The organism is Cellulomonas fengjieae, from assembly GCF_018388465.1.
Classification (GTDB): Bacteria; Actinomycetota; Actinomycetes; order Actinomycetales; family Cellulomonadaceae; genus Cellulomonas; species Cellulomonas fengjieae.
In genome coordinates, this window is the sequence record NZ_CP074404.1 from 2,881,381 (window position 1) to 2,898,747 (window position 17,367).

19 protein-coding genes are annotated in these 17,367 nt (G+C 72.5%); 5 read left to right on the forward strand and 14 right to left on the reverse strand.

All coding sequences use genetic code 11. The features are described 5' to 3' along the window. Window positions 1–9 precede the first annotated feature (9 nt). Window positions 10–996 (forward strand): LLM class F420-dependent oxidoreductase, encoded by a 987-nt coding sequence (locus KG102_RS13210; RefSeq protein ID WP_208212168.1) that lies wholly within the window; start codon window positions 10–12, stop codon window positions 994–996. A 3-nt stretch (window positions 997–999) separates the two neighbouring features. Here the strand turns inward: KG102_RS13210 and KG102_RS13215 are convergent, their stop codons facing one another. After that, window positions 1,000–1,353, reverse strand: a complete 354-nt coding sequence (locus KG102_RS13215) for a holo-ACP synthase (protein WP_208212169.1) — start codon at window positions 1,351–1,353, stop codon at window positions 1,000–1,002. Between the two features lie 44 nt (window positions 1,354–1,397). Continuing rightward, window positions 1,398–3,254 (reverse strand): glutamine--fructose-6-phosphate transaminase (isomerizing), encoded by a 1,857-nt coding sequence (gene glmS / locus KG102_RS13220; RefSeq protein WP_208212171.1) that lies wholly within the window; start codon window positions 3,252–3,254, stop codon window positions 1,398–1,400. A gap of 35 nt (window positions 3,255–3,289) precedes the next feature. Between glmS and coaA the strand changes: the two genes are divergently transcribed. Beyond that, the gene (gene coaA, locus KG102_RS13225) at window positions 3,290–4,279 is read left to right on the forward strand and encodes a type I pantothenate kinase (RefSeq protein ID WP_208212173.1); all 990 of its coding nucleotides are present in this window, start codon (window positions 3,290–3,292) and stop codon (window positions 4,277–4,279) included. A gap of 9 nt (window positions 4,280–4,288) precedes the next feature. Here coaA and KG102_RS13230 read toward each other — a convergent pair whose 3' ends face one another. From KG102_RS13230 to KG102_RS13260, 7 genes are all read right to left on the reverse strand, one after another. After that, entirely contained in the window at window positions 4,289–4,849 is a 561-nt protein-coding gene (locus KG102_RS13230; protein ID WP_208288402.1) for a hypothetical protein, read from the reverse strand. A gap of 170 nt (window positions 4,850–5,019) precedes the next feature. Next, window positions 5,020–5,769, reverse strand: a complete 750-nt coding sequence (locus KG102_RS13235) for a DedA family protein (RefSeq protein ID WP_249667325.1) — start codon at window positions 5,767–5,769, stop codon at window positions 5,020–5,022. 109 nt (window positions 5,770–5,878) lie between these two features. Continuing rightward, window positions 5,879–6,514, reverse strand: a complete 636-nt coding sequence (locus KG102_RS13240; RefSeq protein WP_243884063.1) for a peptide deformylase — start codon at window positions 6,512–6,514, stop codon at window positions 5,879–5,881. 29 nt (window positions 6,515–6,543) lie between these two features. Next, the gene (gene glmM, locus KG102_RS13245; protein WP_208288398.1) at window positions 6,544–7,893 is read right to left on the reverse strand and encodes a phosphoglucosamine mutase; all 1,350 of its coding nucleotides are present in this window, start codon (window positions 7,891–7,893) and stop codon (window positions 6,544–6,546) included. Window positions 7,894–8,020: 127 nt separating this feature from the next. After that, window positions 8,021–8,509 carry a 30S ribosomal protein S9 gene (rpsI, locus tag KG102_RS13250; RefSeq protein ID WP_208212181.1) on the reverse strand — a complete coding sequence of 163 codons (489 nt, stop codon included), beginning with the start codon at window positions 8,507–8,509 and terminating at the stop codon, window positions 8,021–8,023. 38 nt (window positions 8,510–8,547) lie between these two features. Continuing rightward, window positions 8,548–8,997: a 50S ribosomal protein L13 gene (rplM, locus tag KG102_RS13255; RefSeq protein WP_175348026.1), complete on the reverse strand. Its 450-nt coding sequence runs from the start codon at window positions 8,995–8,997 to the stop codon at window positions 8,548–8,550. Between the two features lie 245 nt (window positions 8,998–9,242). Then, a complete protein-coding gene (locus KG102_RS13260) occupies window positions 9,243–10,175 on the reverse strand; it encodes a LysR family transcriptional regulator ArgP (protein ID WP_208212184.1) in 933 nt (310 codons plus the stop codon). Between the two features lie 71 nt (window positions 10,176–10,246). Here KG102_RS13260 and KG102_RS13265 point away from each other — a divergent pair, with 71 nt between their 5' ends. Further along, entirely contained in the window at window positions 10,247–10,843 is a 597-nt protein-coding gene (locus tag KG102_RS13265) for a LysE/ArgO family amino acid transporter (RefSeq protein ID WP_208212186.1), read from the forward strand. A gap of 2 nt (window positions 10,844–10,845) precedes the next feature. Here KG102_RS13265 and KG102_RS13270 read toward each other — a convergent pair whose 3' ends face one another. Next, a complete protein-coding gene (locus KG102_RS13270) occupies window positions 10,846–12,528 on the reverse strand; it encodes an ABC-F family ATP-binding cassette domain-containing protein (RefSeq protein WP_208288396.1) in 1,683 nt (560 codons plus the stop codon). A gap of 103 nt (window positions 12,529–12,631) precedes the next feature. Here KG102_RS13270 and KG102_RS13275 point away from each other — a divergent pair, with 103 nt between their 5' ends. Further along, window positions 12,632–13,066 carry a DUF5709 domain-containing protein gene (locus tag KG102_RS13275; RefSeq protein WP_208212191.1) on the forward strand — a complete coding sequence of 145 codons (435 nt, stop codon included), beginning with the start codon at window positions 12,632–12,634 and terminating at the stop codon, window positions 13,064–13,066. A gap of 4 nt (window positions 13,067–13,070) precedes the next feature. Here the strand turns inward: KG102_RS13275 and truA are convergent, their stop codons facing one another. After that, on the reverse strand, window positions 13,071–13,979 hold the full coding sequence (gene truA / locus KG102_RS13280) for a tRNA pseudouridine(38-40) synthase TruA (protein WP_208288394.1): 909 nt from the start codon (window positions 13,977–13,979) through the stop codon (window positions 13,071–13,073). A 68-nt stretch (window positions 13,980–14,047) separates the two neighbouring features. Here truA and KG102_RS13285 point away from each other — a divergent pair, with 68 nt between their 5' ends. Further along, on the forward strand, window positions 14,048–14,842 hold the full coding sequence (locus KG102_RS13285; protein WP_208288392.1) for an ROK family protein: 795 nt from the start codon (window positions 14,048–14,050) through the stop codon (window positions 14,840–14,842). Here the strand turns inward: KG102_RS13285 and KG102_RS13290 are convergent. The 3 genes from KG102_RS13290 to KG102_RS13300 all read right to left on the reverse strand — a co-directional run bounded on the left by KG102_RS13290 (window position 14,819) and on the right by KG102_RS13300 (window position 17,338). Then, window positions 14,819–15,571, reverse strand: a complete 753-nt coding sequence (locus KG102_RS13290; protein ID WP_208288390.1) for an alpha/beta fold hydrolase — start codon at window positions 15,569–15,571, stop codon at window positions 14,819–14,821. The two genes, KG102_RS13285 and KG102_RS13290, sit on opposite strands and share 24 nt — an antisense overlap. A gap of 94 nt (window positions 15,572–15,665) precedes the next feature. Then, window positions 15,666–16,253 carry a 50S ribosomal protein L17 gene (gene rplQ, locus KG102_RS13295; protein ID WP_208288388.1) on the reverse strand — a complete coding sequence of 196 codons (588 nt, stop codon included), beginning with the start codon at window positions 16,251–16,253 and terminating at the stop codon, window positions 15,666–15,668. Window positions 16,254–16,327: 74 nt separating this feature from the next. Then, a complete protein-coding gene (locus KG102_RS13300) occupies window positions 16,328–17,338 on the reverse strand; it encodes a DNA-directed RNA polymerase subunit alpha (protein ID WP_208212200.1) in 1,011 nt (336 codons plus the stop codon). Window positions 17,339–17,367: the final 29 nt, after the last annotated feature.

A 17,367-nucleotide genomic window follows, 5' to 3' on the forward strand; every position in this document is an offset into this window, starting at 1 on the left:
CGTGCCCTCATGCGCTTCGGACTCTTCATCCCCCAGGGCTGGCGGCAGGATCTCACCGGCATCGCCCCCCGCGACCACTGGCAGACCATGAGCGGCCTTGCCACCCACGCCGACCAGGGCGACTCGTTCGAGTCGATCTGGGTCTACGACCACTTCCACGCGGTGCCTGAGCCCAACGGCGAGGCGACCCACGAGGCGTGGAGCCTCATCAACGCGTTCGCCGCGACGACCAGCCGCGTCCGGCTGGGGCAGATGTGCACCTGCATGGCGTACCGCAACCCGGCCTACCTGGCCAAGGTCGCCACGACGGCCGACATCATCTCGGGCGGCCGTGTCGAGATGGGCATCGGCGCCGGCTGGTACGAGCACGAGTGGCGGGCGTACGGCTACGGGTTCCCGTCCGCCGGCCAGCGGATCGCCATGCTCGACGAGGGCGTGCAGATCTTCAAGCAGATGTGGACCAACGGCACCGCGACCCTGGACGGCGCGCACTACCAGGTCGACGGCGCCCAGCTGTCCCCGCTGCCGCTGCAGGTCGACGGGCCGCCGCTGTGGATCGCGGGCGGCGGTGAGAAGAAGACGCTGCGCATCGCCGCCGAGCACGCGGCGTACACCAACTTCGACGGCTCGCCGGAGGGCTTCGCCCACAAGTCGCAGGTCCTGCGCGGGCACTGCGAGGCCATCGGACGACCGTTCGAGGAGATCACCCGGTCTGCCAACTACAACGTGGTCATCGGCGCCACCGAGGCCGAGGTCGACGACCGCATCGCCTGGGTCGAGGAGCACCTGAGCAACACGGTCCCCGAGAAGGCGGCCGAGGTGGCCGAGGACTTCCGCAACGGGCCGCTGGTCGGCACGCCCGAGCAGATCGTGGACAAGCTCCGCGAGCTCGAGAAGCTGGGCATGACGTACGCCATCACGTACTTCGCCGAGGCCGCCTACGACCGCTCGGGCATCGAGCTGTTCGAGAACGAGGTCGTCCCCGCGCTGCGCTGAGGCTCAGTCGCGCTCGGCGACCACCATGGCGGACGCGATTCCGGCGTCGTGGGAGATGGACAGGTGGAACCGGTCCACGCCGAGCGCGGCCGCCGCGGCGGCGACCGTGCCGACGACCTCGACCACCGGCTGCGCGCCCGCCACGCGGCGCACGGTCGCGTCCTGCCAGCTCATGCCCGCCGGCGCGCCCAGCGCCTTGGCGATCGCCTCCTTGGCCGCGAACCGCGCGGCGAGCGACGTCTCGGGCATCTCCCGCTCCTCGGGCGTGAAGAGCCGAGCACGCAGCGCGGGTACCCGGTGCAGCGTGTCGACGAACCGGGCGACGTCGACGACGTCGATCCCGACGCCGACGATCACGCTGCGCTCATCCGGCGCTCACCCGGCGCTCGGGCGGGTAGCCGTCACTCGACGGTGACGGACTTGGCGAGGTTGCGCGGCTGGTCCACGTCGAGCCCCTTGGCCGTGGCCAGCTCGCATGCGAAGACCTGCAGCGGCACCACGGTGAGCAGCGGGGCCAGCAGCGTCGGAGCGCGCGGCACGAAGAAGACCTCGTCGGCGTAGGCCAGCACCTCCGTGTCGCCGTCCTCCGCGATCACCAGGGTGCGGGCACCGCGGGCGCGGATCTCCTGGATGTTGGAGACGACCTTCGAGTGCAGCGAGTCGCGCCCCTGCGGGGACGGCACGACGACGAAGACCGCCTGCCCCTCCTCGATGAGCGCGATCGGCCCGTGCTTGAGCTCACCGGCGGCGAAGCCCTCGGCGTGGATGTACGCGAGCTCCTTGAGCTTGAGCGCGCCCTCCATCGCGACCGGGTAGCCGACGTGCCGACCGAGGAAGAGGACCGACTGCGTGTCCACCATCGACCGGGCGGTCGCGCGCACCCGGTCGGCGCGGTCGAGCACCTGCTGGATCTTGTCCGGCATGTCGCGCAGCTCGGACAGGATCGTGCCGACCTCGTCCGCGAACTTGTTGCCCCGCAGCTGCGCCAGGTACAGGCCGAGCAGGTAGGCGGCGGTGATCTGCGCGAGGAACGCCTTGGTGGACGCCACCGCGATCTCCGGCCCGGCGTGCGTGTACAGGACGGCGTCGGACTCGCGCGGGATCGTCGACCCGTGCGCGTTGACCAGCGCCAGCACCTTGGAACCCTGCTCGCGCGCGTGCCGGGCGGCCATGAGCGTGTCCATCGTCTCGCCCGACTGCGAGATCGCGACCACGAGCGTGCGCTCGTTGACCACCGGGTCGCGGTACCGGAACTCGTGGGACAGCTCGACCTCCACCGGGATGCGGCACCAGTGCTCGATCGCGTACTTCGCCACGTGGCCGGCGTAGGCGGACGTGCCGCAGGCGATGACGACGATCTTGTCCACCGACCGCAGCACGGACTCGTCGATCCGGATCTCGTCCAGCACCAGCCGACCGCGCGCGTCGGTGCGCCCGAGCAGCGTGTCCGCGACGGCCTGCGGCTGGTCGTGGATCTCCTTGTCCATGAAGGACGCGAAGCCACCCTTCTCGGCGGCGGCGGCGTCCCAGTCGACGGTGTACCGGCGCGGCTCGGCCGGGCGGCCGTCGAAGTCGGTGACCGACACCGAGTCCGGCGTGATGGTCACCACCTGGTCCTGCCCCAGCTCGAGCGCGTCGCGTGTGTGGGAGATGAACGCCGCGACGTCGGAGCCGAGGAAGTTCTCCCCCTCGCCGAGCCCGACCACCAGCGGCGAGTCGTGCCGGGCACCCACGACGACGTCCGGGGCGTCCTGGTGCACCGCGAGCAGCGTGAACGTGCCCTGCAGCGTCCGCGCGACCGCGGTCATCGCGGCCGTGAGGTCCCCCGTGCTCTCGTAGGCCCGCGCGATGAGCTGCGCGGCGACCTCGGTATCGGTCTCGGAGGTGAACCGGACCCCGTCGGCCTCGAGGTCGGCCTTCAGCCCGGCGAAGTTCTCGACGATCCCGTTGTGGATCACGGCGAGCTTGCCGGCCACGTGCGGGTGCGCGTTGACGTCGGTCGGACCGCCGTGGGTTGCCCAGCGCGTGTGCCCGATCGCCGCGGTCGACGGCGGCAACGGGTGCAGGTCCAGCTCCTCGACGAGGTTGGCCAGCTTCCCGGCCTTCTTCGCGACGGCCAGGGGGCCCTGCGGACCGACGAGCGCGACGCCTGCGGAGTCGTACCCCCGGTACTCCAGCCGGCGCAGACCTTCGAGCACCACGTCCAGGGGGCGGTCACTGGCCGACTGGCTACCCACGTATCCGACGATTCCACACATGGTCGCGAGTCTACCGGGGCATCCGGCAGGCCCCGATGGGCGGTCCGGGCCCTCCCTCGTGCACAATCGACCCCGTGCCAACGTCGCTCACCCCGGCCACGCCCTACGTCGACCTGGACCGCGACGCCTGGACCCGCCTGTCCGCCTCCACCCCCCTGCCGCTGACCGACGCCGACGTCGAGCGGCTGGCGGGCCTCGGCGACCCCATCGACCTCGCCGAGGTCGACGCCATCTACCGCCCGATCTCGCGGCTGCTCGACCTCCACATCGAGGCCACCCGGACCCTGCACGCGGCGTCCAGCACGTTCCTGCGCGAGGACGTCGGCGGCACGCCCTTCGTCATCGGCGTCGCGGGGTCGGTCGCCGTCGGCAAGTCCACGACCGCCCGCCTGCTGCGCGAGCTCCTGGCGCGCTGGCCTGCGACGCCGCGCGTCCAGCTGGTGACCACCGACGGCTTCCTCTACCCGAACGCCGAGCTCGAGCGCCGCGGCCTGATGGACCGCAAGGGCTTCCCCGAGTCCTACGACCGTCGTGCGCTGCTGCGCTTCGTGTCCAAGGTCAAGGCAGGCCGACCCGAGGTCCGCGCCCCGGTCTACGACCACCTCACCTACGACATCCTGCCGGGCCGGGAGATCGTGGTGAACCGCCCCGACGTGCTCATCGTCGAGGGCCTCAACGTGCTCCAGCCCGCCCGGCCGACCGCCGAGGGGACGTCGAACCTGGCGGTGAGCGACTTCTTCGACTTCTCCATCTACGTCGATGCCCGGACCGCCGACGTCCGCCGGTGGTACGTCGACCGGTTCCTGGCCCTGCGCAAGACGGCGTTCGCCCGGCCCGAGTCGTACTTCCACCGGTACGCGGCGCTCACCGACGACGAGGCCGTCGAGCTCGCGGAGCAGATCTGGGACTCGATCAACGAGCCCAACCTGGTGCAGAACATCCTGCCCACCCGCAGCCGGGCGACCCTCGTGCTGACCAAGGGCAGCGACCACGCCGTCGAGCGGGTGCGTCTCCGCAAGCTGTAGGAGCCCTGCTCAGCCGGCCGGGGTCGCGGCCGTGGGCACCACCAGCCGCACCGGGTACTGCTCCCGGCCGGTCTCCTCGAGCGCGTCGAGCGCCCGGGTGACCGCCGGGTCCGGGGTCCCGCAGCTGTCCGTCGGCCACGCCGGCCGGATCGCCCGGCCGAGCGCGTCGACGAGCCACAACGACGGTGCGGTCACCGCCGCGCTGCTGCACGTCCCACCCCGGGGCGCGGACGGCCGACGCAGCGCCGCGACGAGCGGGTCCAGGTCGCCCTCGAGCCGGCTCGCGGTCAACGCGACCCAGGTCCCGGACGAGTCGTGCAGCGTGCCCCCCGGCGCACACACGACGACGCTGACCGGCAGGAAGTCGTCGGGGACGCGCCCGGTCTCGGGGGCGTCGGGGTGGGGCGTGCCCGTGCCGGGGGTGGCGCCGTCCGCGACGAGCCCGAGGTCCGCGAGCACCTGCGCCGACATGCAGTCCGCGGACCCCACCACCACGGCCGCCGGCGCGTCCGCCGCGGGCTCGCCGGTCGTGCACCCTGCGAGCCCGAGAAGGACGGCGGCGGGCAGCACGAGACGAACGGTCCACGGCGCACGCACGCCCATCTCGCCCCCCTGTCGCACTACCCGTCGCTGCGCGCACCACGGGGGTGTCGGCAGAGCACGGGAGCGACGACCGCGACGTCGACGCAGTCAGAGCGTAGGCACAGTCACGGGCCCGATGACCGGGTGATACCGGATCGTTAGCCGACGGGGTCGGATCGTGAGCGTCCTGTGACCGGCTCGCCCGGGAGCGGGGTCGCGGCCGGCGTGTCGGCGACCTCCGGAGCCGCGGCGGCCTCCACCCGCCCGTGCCCGGTGAGCTTGCGCAGGGCCCAGTCGACGATCACACCGATCGCCAGCCCGCCGATCACGCCGACGGCCACCGCGATGAGGGTGTGGTCGTGCAGCCAGGCGCCGGCGCCGATCCCGATCAGCGACGAGTACGCACCCCAGGTGATCGCTGCGATGCCGGTGAGCCCCATGAACCGGCGACGGCTGTAGTGCACCGCACCGGCGGTCATGTTCACGGCCACCCGCCCGATCGGGATGTAGCGGGCAGCGATGATGAAGGCAGCGCCACGATGGCTCAGGGCGTTCTCCGCCCAGTCGACCGCGGCCTGCCCCCGCGGCGAGCGCAGCAGGCGCAGCTCGCGCACCTTGACCTTGGTGCCGATCTGGTAGGCGATCTGGTCGCCGCTCCACGCACCGGCTGCCGCCACGAGCACGAGGATTGCCAGGTTGGGGCTGCCCTCGGCCATGGACACGGCGGCCAGCGCGATGACGATGGACTCGCTGGGGACGGGAGGGAAGAACCCGTCGATCGTCGCGAACAGGTAGAGCACGACGAAGATCCACGGGGACCCTACGAGGGCGAGCGCCCACGCCTCCAGCACGATCATCAGCTCCTGTGATGTGGGTCCGGCGGCGATCCGCCCGGTGTCGTGTTCCACGGTAAGTCGCGCCGGGACCCGGACGACATAGGGGTGACCCCCGGTTCATCCCTGGAACAGGCCCACGTCATCCCAGGGTCGGACCCGGGATCCGCCCGGGGGTCCTTGCTCAGTCGAGCGGGAAGCCGAGCGCCGTGGCCGCGGACGTGGGCCTCGGCTCCGTCGCCCAGCGTGCACCGAACTCGTCCGTCACCGCGAGGGAGCGCAGCTCGGCGCGGTCCAGGTACAGCGTCCCGTTCAGGTGGTCCGTCTCGTGCTGGACGATGCGTGCCGACCAGCCGCTCACGACCTCGTCGACCGGCGTCCCGTGCTCGTCCGACCCGGTCAGCCGCACACGACGCGCGCGGGCGACCACGGCCTGGTACCCGACGACACTCAAACAGCCCTCGTAGAACCCGACACGCTCGTCGCCGACGGGCGTGTAACGCGGGTTGACCAGGACCCGGTACGGCAAGCGCTCCCGCTCGCGGACCTCCGCGTGCTCCGGCGAGACCGAGCCCGGGTCCTCCAGCACCGCGAGGGCCACGGGCAGACCGAGCTGCGGAGCCGCGAGCCCGACGCCGGGGGCGGCCCGCATCGTCCGGTGCATCACGTCCAGCAGCGCCGTCAGCTCGCTCGCCGACAGCTGCCCGTCGTACGGCGTGGCCACCGCACGCAACGCCGGGTGCCCAGCCTGGACGATGGGCGCGACGCCGTCGTCGGACCGCGCGCCGGCCTCGATGATCCAGAGCGCCACGTCGCGCAGCGCCTGGTCCCACTGGGCCCCGGACGGCACTACAGCGCCAGCCTCGTCAGGACGACGTCCGCGAGCTCGTGCGCGACGCGATCGGCCTCGGCCTGGCTGCCCGCCTCGACCATCACCCGGACGAGGTCCTCGGTGCCCGACGAGCGCAGCAGCACCCGGCCGGTGTCTCCCAGCCCGGCCTCCGCGGACCGCACGGCGTCGAGCAGCGGCCCGTCGGTGTCGGCCCGTCGCTTGTCGACACCCGGCACGTTGACCAGGGTCTGCGGCAGCCGGCGCACGACGCCGGCGAGGTCGGCGAGGGTCGAGCCCGTCGCGGCCACACGCGCGGCCAGCTGGAGGGCGGTCAGGACGCCGTCGCCGGTGGTCGCGTGCGCGGCCATGATGATGTGCCCGGACTGCTCGCCGCCGAGCGAGAAGCCGCCGGCGCGCATCGCCTCCAGCACGTACCGGTCTCCGACCGCGGTGTCGACCGTCGCGATGCCGGCCTCGCTCATCGCGATCTTCAGCCCGAGGTTGCTCATCACCGTGGTGACCAGGGTGTCGTCCACGAGCTCGCCGCGGTCCCGCATCGCGATCGCCAGGATCCCCATGATCTGGTCCCCGTCGACCAGGTTGCCCTGCGCGTCGACCGCGAGGCACCGGTCGGCGTCCCCGTCGAACGCGACGCCGAGGTCCGCCCCGGACGCGACGACCGCGGCCTGGAGCTGCTCGGGGTGCGTCGAGCCGCACTTCTCGTTGATGTTCCGGCCGTCCGGCGAGGCGTTGATGACCACGACGTCGGCGCCCGCCGCACGCAGCGTCGCGGGGCCCACCTCGCTCGCGGCGCCGTTCGCGCAGTCCACCGCGATCCGCAGCCCGGTCAGCGGCACGTCGATGGTGCTGACCAGGTGCTCGGTGTACTGCTCGCCCGCCCGCCCGGTGTCCACGCGGATCCGGCCGACGGCCCCGCCGAGGGGGCGCTCCCAGTGCTCGCCCATGCGCGCCTCGATGGCGGCCTCGAGCTCGTCGTCGAGCTTGTGCCCGCCGCGCGCCAGGAACTTGATGCCGTTGTCGGGCATCGGGTTGTGCGACGCGGAGAGCACCACCCCGATGTCCATGCCGAGCTCGGCGGTCAGGTAGGCGACCGCCGGCGTGGGGAGCACGCCGACGTTGTTCACGTCGACGCCGGCCGAGGCCAGCCCGGCGGCCACGGCGGCGGCGAGGAACTCCCCCGACGCCCGCGAGTCACGCCCGACGATCGCGCGCGGGCGGTGTCCCTCGAACTGGCCCAGCGAGCCCAGCACGTGGGCGGCCGCGACGGACAGGTCGAGCGCGAGCTCGGCCGTCACGTCCCGGTTGGCGAGCCCACGCACGCCGTCGGTGCCGAACAGTCGGCCCATGGTCAGACTCCTTCGTCGTGGGGCACGGTCGGTGACCCCTGGCGCACGTTGCCGCCGATGGTTGCAGACATGCCGATGGCCCCGCCGGTCGTGAGACCGGCAGGGCCATCGGGCCGTGAAGCGACGATCAGCGCTTCGAGTACTGCGGAGCCTTGCGGGCCTTCTTGAGGCCGGCCTTCTTGCGCTCCACGACGCGGGCGTCGCGGGTCAGGAAGCCGGCCTTCTTCAGCGCCGGTCGGTTGTTCTCCTCGTCGATGCTGTTCAGCGCACGGGCGATGCCCAGGCGCAGCGCGCCGGCCTGGCCGCTCACGCCACCGCCGGTGATGCGGGCGACGACGTCGAAGCGGTCCTCGACGTCGACCAGCTTGAACGGGGAGTTCACGAGCTGCTGGTGCACCTTGTTGGGGAAGTAGTCCTCGAGCGTGCGCCCGTTGATCTTCCACTGGCCGGTGCCGGGGACGATGCGCACGCGTGCGATCGCCTCCTTGCGACGACCCAGCGCGTTGGCCGGTGCCGTGATGCTCTGACCGCGACCCGTGGGTGCGGCCGTCTCGGAGGTGTAGCTGGTGGGGGTGTCATCGCCCTCGAGGTCGATGTCGACCGTGGTCTCTGCCACTGGTGTCCTCGCGTCCTTGTTCTCTGCGCTCAGCCGGCTCACGCCTGCTGAGAGACCTGGGTGATCTCGAAGGGCTTCGGCTGCTGCGCCGCGTGCGGGTGCTCTGCACCGGCGTAGACCTTGAGTTTGGTGAGCTGCTGGCGCGCGAGCGAGCTCTTGGGGAGCATGCCGCGGACAGCCTTCTCGATCGCGCGCTCGGGGTGCTTCTCCAGAAGGTCGGAGTAGGCCACGGCCCGCAGACCACCCGGGTATCCGGAGTGGCGGTACGCGAGCTTGTTCTCGCGCTTGTTGCCGGTCAGTGCCACCTTGGCCGCGTTGATGACGATGACGAAGTCACCGCCGTCGACGTGAGGGGCAAAGGTTGCCTTGTGCTTGCCGCGCAGCAACGTGGCCACATGTGTGGCCAGGCGGCCCAGGACGACATCGTTCGCGTCGATGATGTGCCAGGTCCGCTCGACGTCGCCGGGCTTCGGGGTGTACGTGCGCACGGTCGTCAGCCTTCGTTTCGTTGCGAATCTTGTCGCGGCGGGACTCCGCAGGGTGCGGGTCCGCCGATGAATGCTCTCGTCGGCATCCAGGCGGCGAGCGGGAACGCACCGGCCCTGCCGTTCTGGCTCGATGCTGAGTGCTGAGAGTGCACTAGCAACCGCTCGAACGGGGACGCACAACGAATCGTAAGAATACCCGCCGCTGCGCCGGAGGGTCAAAACGCGGCGGCCCCGGCACCGCCGGGTCACCCCGAACCGGGCGGTCCGTGCCTGCGGACCGGACGCAGAGCCGCCGTCGCAGCACGCACCACCCGCTCGGTGAGGTCGTCCAGCGTGGGTGTGCGCAGTGCCCAGTGCTGCCAGTACAACGGTACGTCGAGGTGTCGACCGGCCCGGACCTCGACCAGCGCGCCCGCCGCGATCCGCTCCGTGGCCACCGCCTCCGGCACCATCCCCCAGCCGAGGCCCGCCTCGACGAGCCCCACGAACGCGGACTGGGACGGCACGTAGTGCACCAGCGGCGTGACCGTGCGCCGCCCCACCACGGCCGCCACGAAGCGCTCCTGCAGGCCGTCCTCGCGGTTGAACGCCAGCAGGGGGGCGCCCGCGAACGCCTCCGCGCCCAGCCCGTCGCCGAACCAGCGGTCGCGCCGGTCCGGCGCGGCGACGGCCAGGTACCGCATGGCACCGAGCCGTCGGACGCGGCAACCCTGCACCGCGCGCGGGTCGGCCGTCACCGCGGCCATCACGGTGCCGTCCCGCAGCAGGTCGGCCGACAGCTCCTGGTCCTCGCGCCGCAGGTCGAGCAGGACGTCCGCCGGCAGGTCGGCGACCGCGGCCGGGAACCAGGTGGACATCGAGTCGTCGTTCACGGCGACGGGCAGGCGGCGGGTGGAGGGGTTCGCGCGCGTCCCGCCGGGCGCGGGCACTAGCTGGGCCATGGCGTCGCGACCGAGCAGCTCCACCTGACCGGCCAGCCGGACCAGCACCTCGCCGTCCTCGGTGGGCCTGCAGGGGCGCGTGCGCAGCACCAGGACGCGGCCGACCTGCTGCTCGAGGGCCTTGATCCGCTGGCTGACAGCGGAGGGCGTGACGTGCAGCCGCTGCGCCGCGGCGTCGAAGCTGCCCTCGTGCACCACGGCCGCGAGCGCGCTGAGCTGGTCGGCGTCGAAGGACATATGAATGATCCTAATGGATCAAAAGGAACCTGAACTGGTCTTCATCGGTGGTGCCGTCCTACGGTCAAGGGGTGCCCACCATCGCCCTGTCCGGCTTCCTGACGAGTCTCGCCCTGATCGTCGCCATCGGTGCCCAGAACGCCTTCGTGCTGCGCCAGGGGATCCGCGGCGAGCACGTGCTGCCGGTCGTCGCCGTGTGCGCCGCCGCCGACGCCCTCCTGATCGGCGCGGGCATCGCCGGCCTCGGGGCACTCGTCACCGACCACCCCACCGTGCTCACCGTGACGCGCTACGCGGGCGCTGCCTTCCTGCTCGTGCTGGCCGTCGGTGCGGCCGCGCGGGCCCGGCGCCCGGACCGGCTCGATCCGGCGGCCGACGGCCCCGCCGCCCTCGGCGCGGTGCTCACCACCTGCCTCGCGCTGACGTTCCTCAACCCGCACGTCTACCTGGACACCGTCGTCCTGCTCGGGTCGCTCGCGCACCAGCACGGCGCCGGGGCCTGGGTCTTCGGCGCGGGTGCGGCCGCCGCGAGCATCGCCTGGTTCACCGCGCTGGGATTCGGTGCCGCCTACCTGCGGCCGGTGTTCGCCCGCCCGCGCGCCTGGCAGGTGCTCGACCTCGTGATCGCCGGGGTGATGGCCACCCTCGCCGTCACGCTCGTGGTCTGAGGTCAGCGCACGCGGTCCACGCGTCCGGCGTCCCACACGGGCTCGGGCGTCTCGATGACCTCGCCGTCGGCGCCGAACACGAGGAACCGGTCGAAGGTCCGGGTGAACCACCGGTCGTGCGTGACCGCCAGGACGGTGCCCTCGAACGCGGCCAGCCCGGTCTCGAGCGCCTCCGCCGAGTGCAGGTCCAGGTTGTCGGTCGGCTCGTCGAGCAGCAGGAGGGTCGCCCCACCGAGCTCCAGCAGCAGGATCTGCAGGCGCGCCTGCTGACCGCCGGAGAGCGTCTCGTAGCGCTGCTCCGCCGCGGACACGAGCTCGTACCGGTCGAGCGCCTTGCTGGCCTGCTCTCGGCCGAGACCTGCGCGGTGTCCCTCACCGCGGTGCAGGATCTCGAGCAGCGTGCGTCCGACGAGCTCGGGGTGCCCGTGGTTCTGCGCGAACCACCCCGGCCGCACGCGCGGGCCCAGGACGACCGTGCCGGTGTGCGCCACGGGGACGACCGGGATGTCGTCGGCGGGCGCGTGCTCGGGGTTCGGGTCACTGCCGCCGGCCGCGAGCAGCCGCAGGAAGTGCGACTTGCCCGACCCGTTGGACCCGAGCACGGCCACGCGCTCGCCGAACCAGACCTCGAGGTCGAACGGCTTCATCAGCCCGGTGAGCTCCAGGTCGGTGGCCACGACGGCGCGCTTGGCGGTCCGCCCGCCGCGCAACCGGACGCGGACGTTCTGCTCGCGTGCCAGCAGGGTGGGCGGCCCGCCCTCCTCGAACTTGCGCAGCCGTGTCTGGGCGGCGGAGTACCGGGACGCGAGCCCGTCGTTGAACGCGGCCTTGGTCTTGAGGGTCAGCACGAGCTCCTTGAGCTTCACGTGCTCCTCCTCCCAGCGGCGCAGGAGCTCCTCCAGCCGCGAGCGCCGGTCCTCGCGCGCCTCGTGGTAGGACGCGAAGCCGCCACCGTGCACCCAGACGGCCGCACCGTTCACGCCCGGCTCGAGGGTGGCCACCTGGGTGGCCACGCGGGCGAGCATCTCCCGGTCGTGGCTGACGAACAGCACGGTCTTGCTCGACGCCCGCAGCCTGTCCTCGAGCCAGCGCTTGGTCGGCACGTCGAGGGCGTTGTCGGGCTCGTCGAGCAGGAGGACCTCGTCGGGACCGCGCAGCAGCGCCTCCAGGACGAGTCGCTTCTGCTCACCGCCGGACAGCGTGCGCACCTCGCGGTGCTGCGCCGCGTCGAACGGGATGGACAGCACGGCGTCGGTGACGCGGTCCCAGCCCGCCTCCGCCTCGTAACCGCCCACGTCGGCCCAGTCCACGAGGGCCTGGGCGTACCGCATCTGGGCGGGCTCGTCGTCGACCTCCATGATCGCCAGCTCCGCGGCCGCGAGCTCGACGGCCGCGTCCCGGACGGCCGGCGACGCGAGCGACGCCAGCAGGTCGCGGATCGACCGGTCGTCGTGGATGCGGCCGATGTCCTGCCGCATGACCCCCAGACCGCCGCTGCGCCCGATGGTCCCGGCATGCGGCGCCTCGTCCCCGGCGACGATCCTCAGCAGCGTCGTCTTGCCCGCGCCGTTGGGCCCGACGAGCGCGACGCGCGCACCGTCACCGACGCGGAACGAGATGTCGTCGAGCAGAGGGCGCCCGTCGGGCAGGAAGTAGCCGATGCCGCTGATGTCGAGGTGGCCCATGCGCCCAGTGTCCCCGGCGGTCGGCGGTCGGGGACACCGGATTGACCGTGGCGTCACCCACTTCCCCTGGCGCGGCGGCGCGCACGGTGTCAGGGTCGTAGACATGAGTGACACACCCGCGACCAGCACCGACCCCGAGCTCGGCAGCGAGGGCGACACCGACCAGCTCACGAGCGACGACACCCTGCTCGACCGTGGTCTGGACGACGCGCTCGACGAGGGCTACACCGTGCCCGAGCGGCCCCGCCCCACCCACTACGGCGAGACGCCGTGGGAGGAGGCGCACCGGGAGACGATCGACCAGCGGATCGTCCAGGAGGAGCCCGAGGTCTGGGAGGCCACGCCCCGCCCGGAGCGCGACGAGTCCCGCGCCGGGCGCCTGGTCGAGGACGACGCCGCCGTCGAGGCCGGTGGCACCGACGAGTTCGCGATCGACGCGGGCATCTCCGGAGGTGCGGCGAGCGCTGAGGAGGCCGCCGTGCACCTCATCGAGGAGGAGTACGTCGACGACCGGCGGTACCGGGACGACGAGGTCTGAGCACTCAGCCGCAGCAGCCGGCGGCCTCCTGCAGGTCCTCGGCTGCGCGGCGCGCCCGCGTCAGCACGGCCCGGGCGGCGAGGTCCGCGTCCGCGGGATAGCCGACCTCCTCGAGCGTGAGGCCGTGCGCGGCCACCACGTGCACTCCGTCGCCGCGGCGACGCGCGGCCAGGAGCTCGGCCGGCCAGCCGGCCCCCCGGCGCCCCTCCCCCACGGCCAGGCTCGCGCCGACCAGCGACCGGACCATCGAGTGGCAGAACGCGTCGGCCTGCACCGTGGCGACGACCAGCCCCGCGTCCGGCCCGTCGACCGGGCGCGACCACCCGAAGGCCTCGAGCGTGCGGATGGTCGTCGCCCCCGGGCGCGGCTTGCAGTACGAGGCGAAGTCGTGGCGGCCGACGAGCGGTCGCGCCGCCGACGCCATGGCCTCGACGTCCAGCGCCCGGCGGTGCCAGACGACGTGCGTGCGCGACAGCGGGTCCCGCCGGGCGGCGTCGTCGCAGATCCGGTACGTGTAGCGACGACGCAGCGCGGAGAACCGGGCGTCGAAGCCCTCGGGCGCCCGCGCGACGGCGCGCACGACCAGGTCCGCCGGCAGGATGCCCCCGAGCCGGGTGAGCAGCACCTCGTCCACCGGCCGCGACGAGCGGCCGCGGGACGCCTCGAGGAAGCCGGCCGGGATGTCGACGTGCGCCACCTGCCCGCGTGCGTGCACCCCCGAGTCGGTGCGCCCGGCCACCGTCACCCGCGGGGGGCCGTCCGTGCGCAGCACCGTCCCGAGCGCGGCCTCCAGGATCCCCTGGACGGTACGCAGGCCCGGCTGGACCGCCCAGCCGGCGAACCGGGTGCCGTCGTAGGCCAGGTCCAGGCGCAGCCGCACGGCGGGTTCCGGGGCGTCGACAGTCTCGCTCACGGGTCCACACGGTAGTCGGCCCACGCCCGTCGCCTGCACCCGCACGCCGGGTCGCCTAGCGTGGCCCCGTGCCCGCTGCCGGCCCCGATCCGTTCACGCTCGCCGTCGACTGCGGCGGCGGGGGCATCAAGGCGTCCGTGCTGGACGCCGCCGGCACCCTGCACGCCCCGGCGGTGCGGGTGCCGACCCCGTACCCCCTGCCCCCGGAGCGCCTCGTCGAAACCATCGCGACGATCGCCGCCGGGTTGCCGCAGGCCGACCGGGTCACGGTCGGGATGCCCGGCATGATCCGGCACGGGGTCGTCGTCGCGACTCCGCACTACGTCACGCGCGCCGGCCCCCGCACGACGATCGATCCCGACCTCGTGGCCGCCTGGGCCGGCCACGACATGCAGGTTGCCGTCGCGGACCGCCTGGGGCTGCCGACCCTCGTGCTCAACGACGCCGAGGTGCACGGTGCCGGCGTCATCTCCGGAACGGGCATCGAGCTCGTCCTGACGCTCGGCACCGGGCTCGGCACGGCCCTGTTCGACGGTGGCGTGCTCGCGCCCCACCTGGAGCTGTCCCACGCGCCCGTGCGCTGGGGCACCACCTACGACGCCTACGTCGGCGAGGTCGAGCGCGCGAGGCTCGGCGCCGGGCTCTGGTCGCGGCGCGTCCGACGGGTCGTCGAGGGGTTCCGGCCGGTGTTCGTCTGGGACCGGCTCTACCTCGGCGGTGGGAATGCCCGCCAGGTGACGGCCACCACGCTTTCGCGGCTCGGCGACGACGTCGTCGTGGTGCCCAACCAGGCCGGGATCGTGGGCGGCGTCCGGGCCTGGTCGTTGGCCGTTCGCGGCTCAGCTCCTCGATCCGCCGGCTGAGCCCGCCACCCGTGCGCGTTCCCGCTGCTCGACCTCGTCGAGCGCCTCGAGCATCACCCGGCCGAACCGCGCCGGCTGCACCAGGCTGACCAGGTGCGTGGCGCGGGGCACGACGACGAGCCGCCCGTCGCGGCAGGCGGCGAGGAAACGTCGCTCCTCCCCGCGGAAGTGGTCGAACGCTCCGTTGACGAGCCAGACCGGCGCCTCGACGCGTGCGAGGTCGGCCACCGGTGTCGCCACCGTCATCTCCCGCAGGACCTGGCTCGTGGCGTCGAGCGCGAACCCACCCGCACCGACGTCCGCGGCCCCCTCCGCCGGCAGCACCCGGTCGACCAGGAACTGGTTCAGGCCCGCGCCCCGGTCCGGCAGGCGCGCGATGCCGTGGGCGCCGACCGACCACCCCGACAGGAGCAGCCGATGCGGCCGCGTGGAGCAGGAGGCCGCGAGCAGCCCGGCCACCTGGTCCGGGTGCCGCGCCGCGTGGCGGATCGCCACGTAACCGCCCAGGGACAGGCCGACCACGAAGGCACGCCCGCCGACCTCGTCGATCGCCGCGGTGATCGTGTCCACGGCCGCGTCCAGCGTGAACGGCTCGTCGATCCGGCTGCCGTGGCCCGGCAGGTCCACCGCGACGGCGCGACGACCCACGCGCTCGAGCGTCTCCACCTGCGCGCGCCACATGGTCCGCGACGTCCGCAGGCCGTGCACCAGGACGACCGGCAGGCTCATGTCCCCGACTCTAGGCGTGCCTCGGGCGCTCGCGCCGGACGCGACAGAGCCCGGGACCACGAGGTCCCGGGCTCTGTCGCTACTGCGGGTCAGGTCACGCCTTGTCGGCGTCGTCCTTGGTCTTGACCGCGTCCTCGACGGGCGCGTCCTCGACGACCTCGTCCTGGACCGGGGCGTCCTCGACGACCTTGTCCTCGACGGGGGCGTCCTCGACGGGAGCGTCCTCGACGGGCTTGTCCTCGACCGTGTCGGCCGGCTTCGCCTTCGGCGCGGACTTCGCGGTGGCCTTGGTGGCCTCCTTGACGACCGACTGCTTCGGCGAGAGCGGCTCGAGCACGAGCTCGATGACGGCCATGGGGGCGTTGTCGCCCTTGCGGGGGCCGATCTTGGTGATGCGCGTGTAGCCACCCTGACGCTCGGCGACGGCCGGGGCGATCTCCGTGAACAGGGTGTGGACGACGGACTTGTCCCGGACGACGGTCATCACGCGACGGCGGGCGTGCAGGTCACCGCGCTTGGCGAACGTGATGAGGCGCTCGGCGAGCGGACGCAGGCGCTTGGCCTTCGTCTCGGTCGTCGTGATCCGCTTGTGCTCGAACAGCGACGTCGCGAGGTTCGCGAGGATCAGCCGCTCGTGCGCCGGTCCGCCACCGAGCCGGGGACCCTTGGTGGGCGTAGGCATGGTTTTTGCTCCTTGAGTTCCAGTGATGGGCTACCGACGGACCAGCCGGGGCGGGTCCGTCGGTGTCCCCGGCGTCAGTACTGCTCGTCCTCGACGAAGTCGCCCTCGTCGTCGCCGTAGTAGGCGGTGGCGGACGGGTCGAAGTCGAGCGGGCTGTCCTTGAGCGTCAGACCGAGCTCGGCCAGCTTCTCCTTGACCTCCGTGATGGACTTCGCACCGAAGTTGCGGATGTCCAGGAGGTCCGCCTCGGACCGGGCGACGAGCTCACCCACGGAGTGGATGCCCTCGCGCTTGAGGCAGTTGTAGGAGCGGATCGTGAGCTGCAGGTCCTCGATCGGCAGAGCGAGGTCCGCGGCGAGCGCGGCGTCGGTCGGCGACGGGCCGATCTCGATGCCCTCGGCCTCGACGTTCAGCTCACGGGCCAGGCCGAACAGCTCGACCAGCGTCTTGCCGGCGGAGGCCAGCGCGTCGCGGGGCGTGATCGCCGACTTGGTCTCGACGTCGACGACGAGCTTGTCGAAGTCGGTGCGCTGCTCGACACGCGTGGCCTCGACCTTGTAGGTCACCTTGAGGACCGGCGAGTAGATCGAGTCGACCGGGATGCGGCCGATCTCGGTGTCGAACGACTTGTTCTGGTTCGCCGACACGTAGCCGCGCCCGCGCTCGACGGTGAGCTCGATCTCGAGCTTGCCCTTGTCGTTGAGCGTGGCCAGGTGCAGACCGGGGTTGTGCACCTCGACACCGGCCGGGGGCACGATGTCGGCGGCGCTGACCTCACCGGCGCCCTGCTTGCGCAGGTACATCACGACGGGCTCGTCGTTCTCCGAGGAGACGACCAGCTGCTTGATGTTCAGGATGATCTCGGTGACGTCTTCCTTCACGCCCGGCACGGTGGAGAACTCGTGCAGCACGCCGTCGATCCGGATGGACGTGACAGCGGCACCGGGGATGGAGGACAGCAGCGTCCGGCGGAGCGAGTTGCCGAGCGTGTAGCCGAAACCCGGCTCCAGCGGCTCGATGGAGAACCGCGAACGGTTCTCCGAGATGACCTCTTCGGTCAGGGTGGGGCGCTGTGCAATCAGCACGGTGTGTTTTCCTCTCAGCGGGCGTCCGC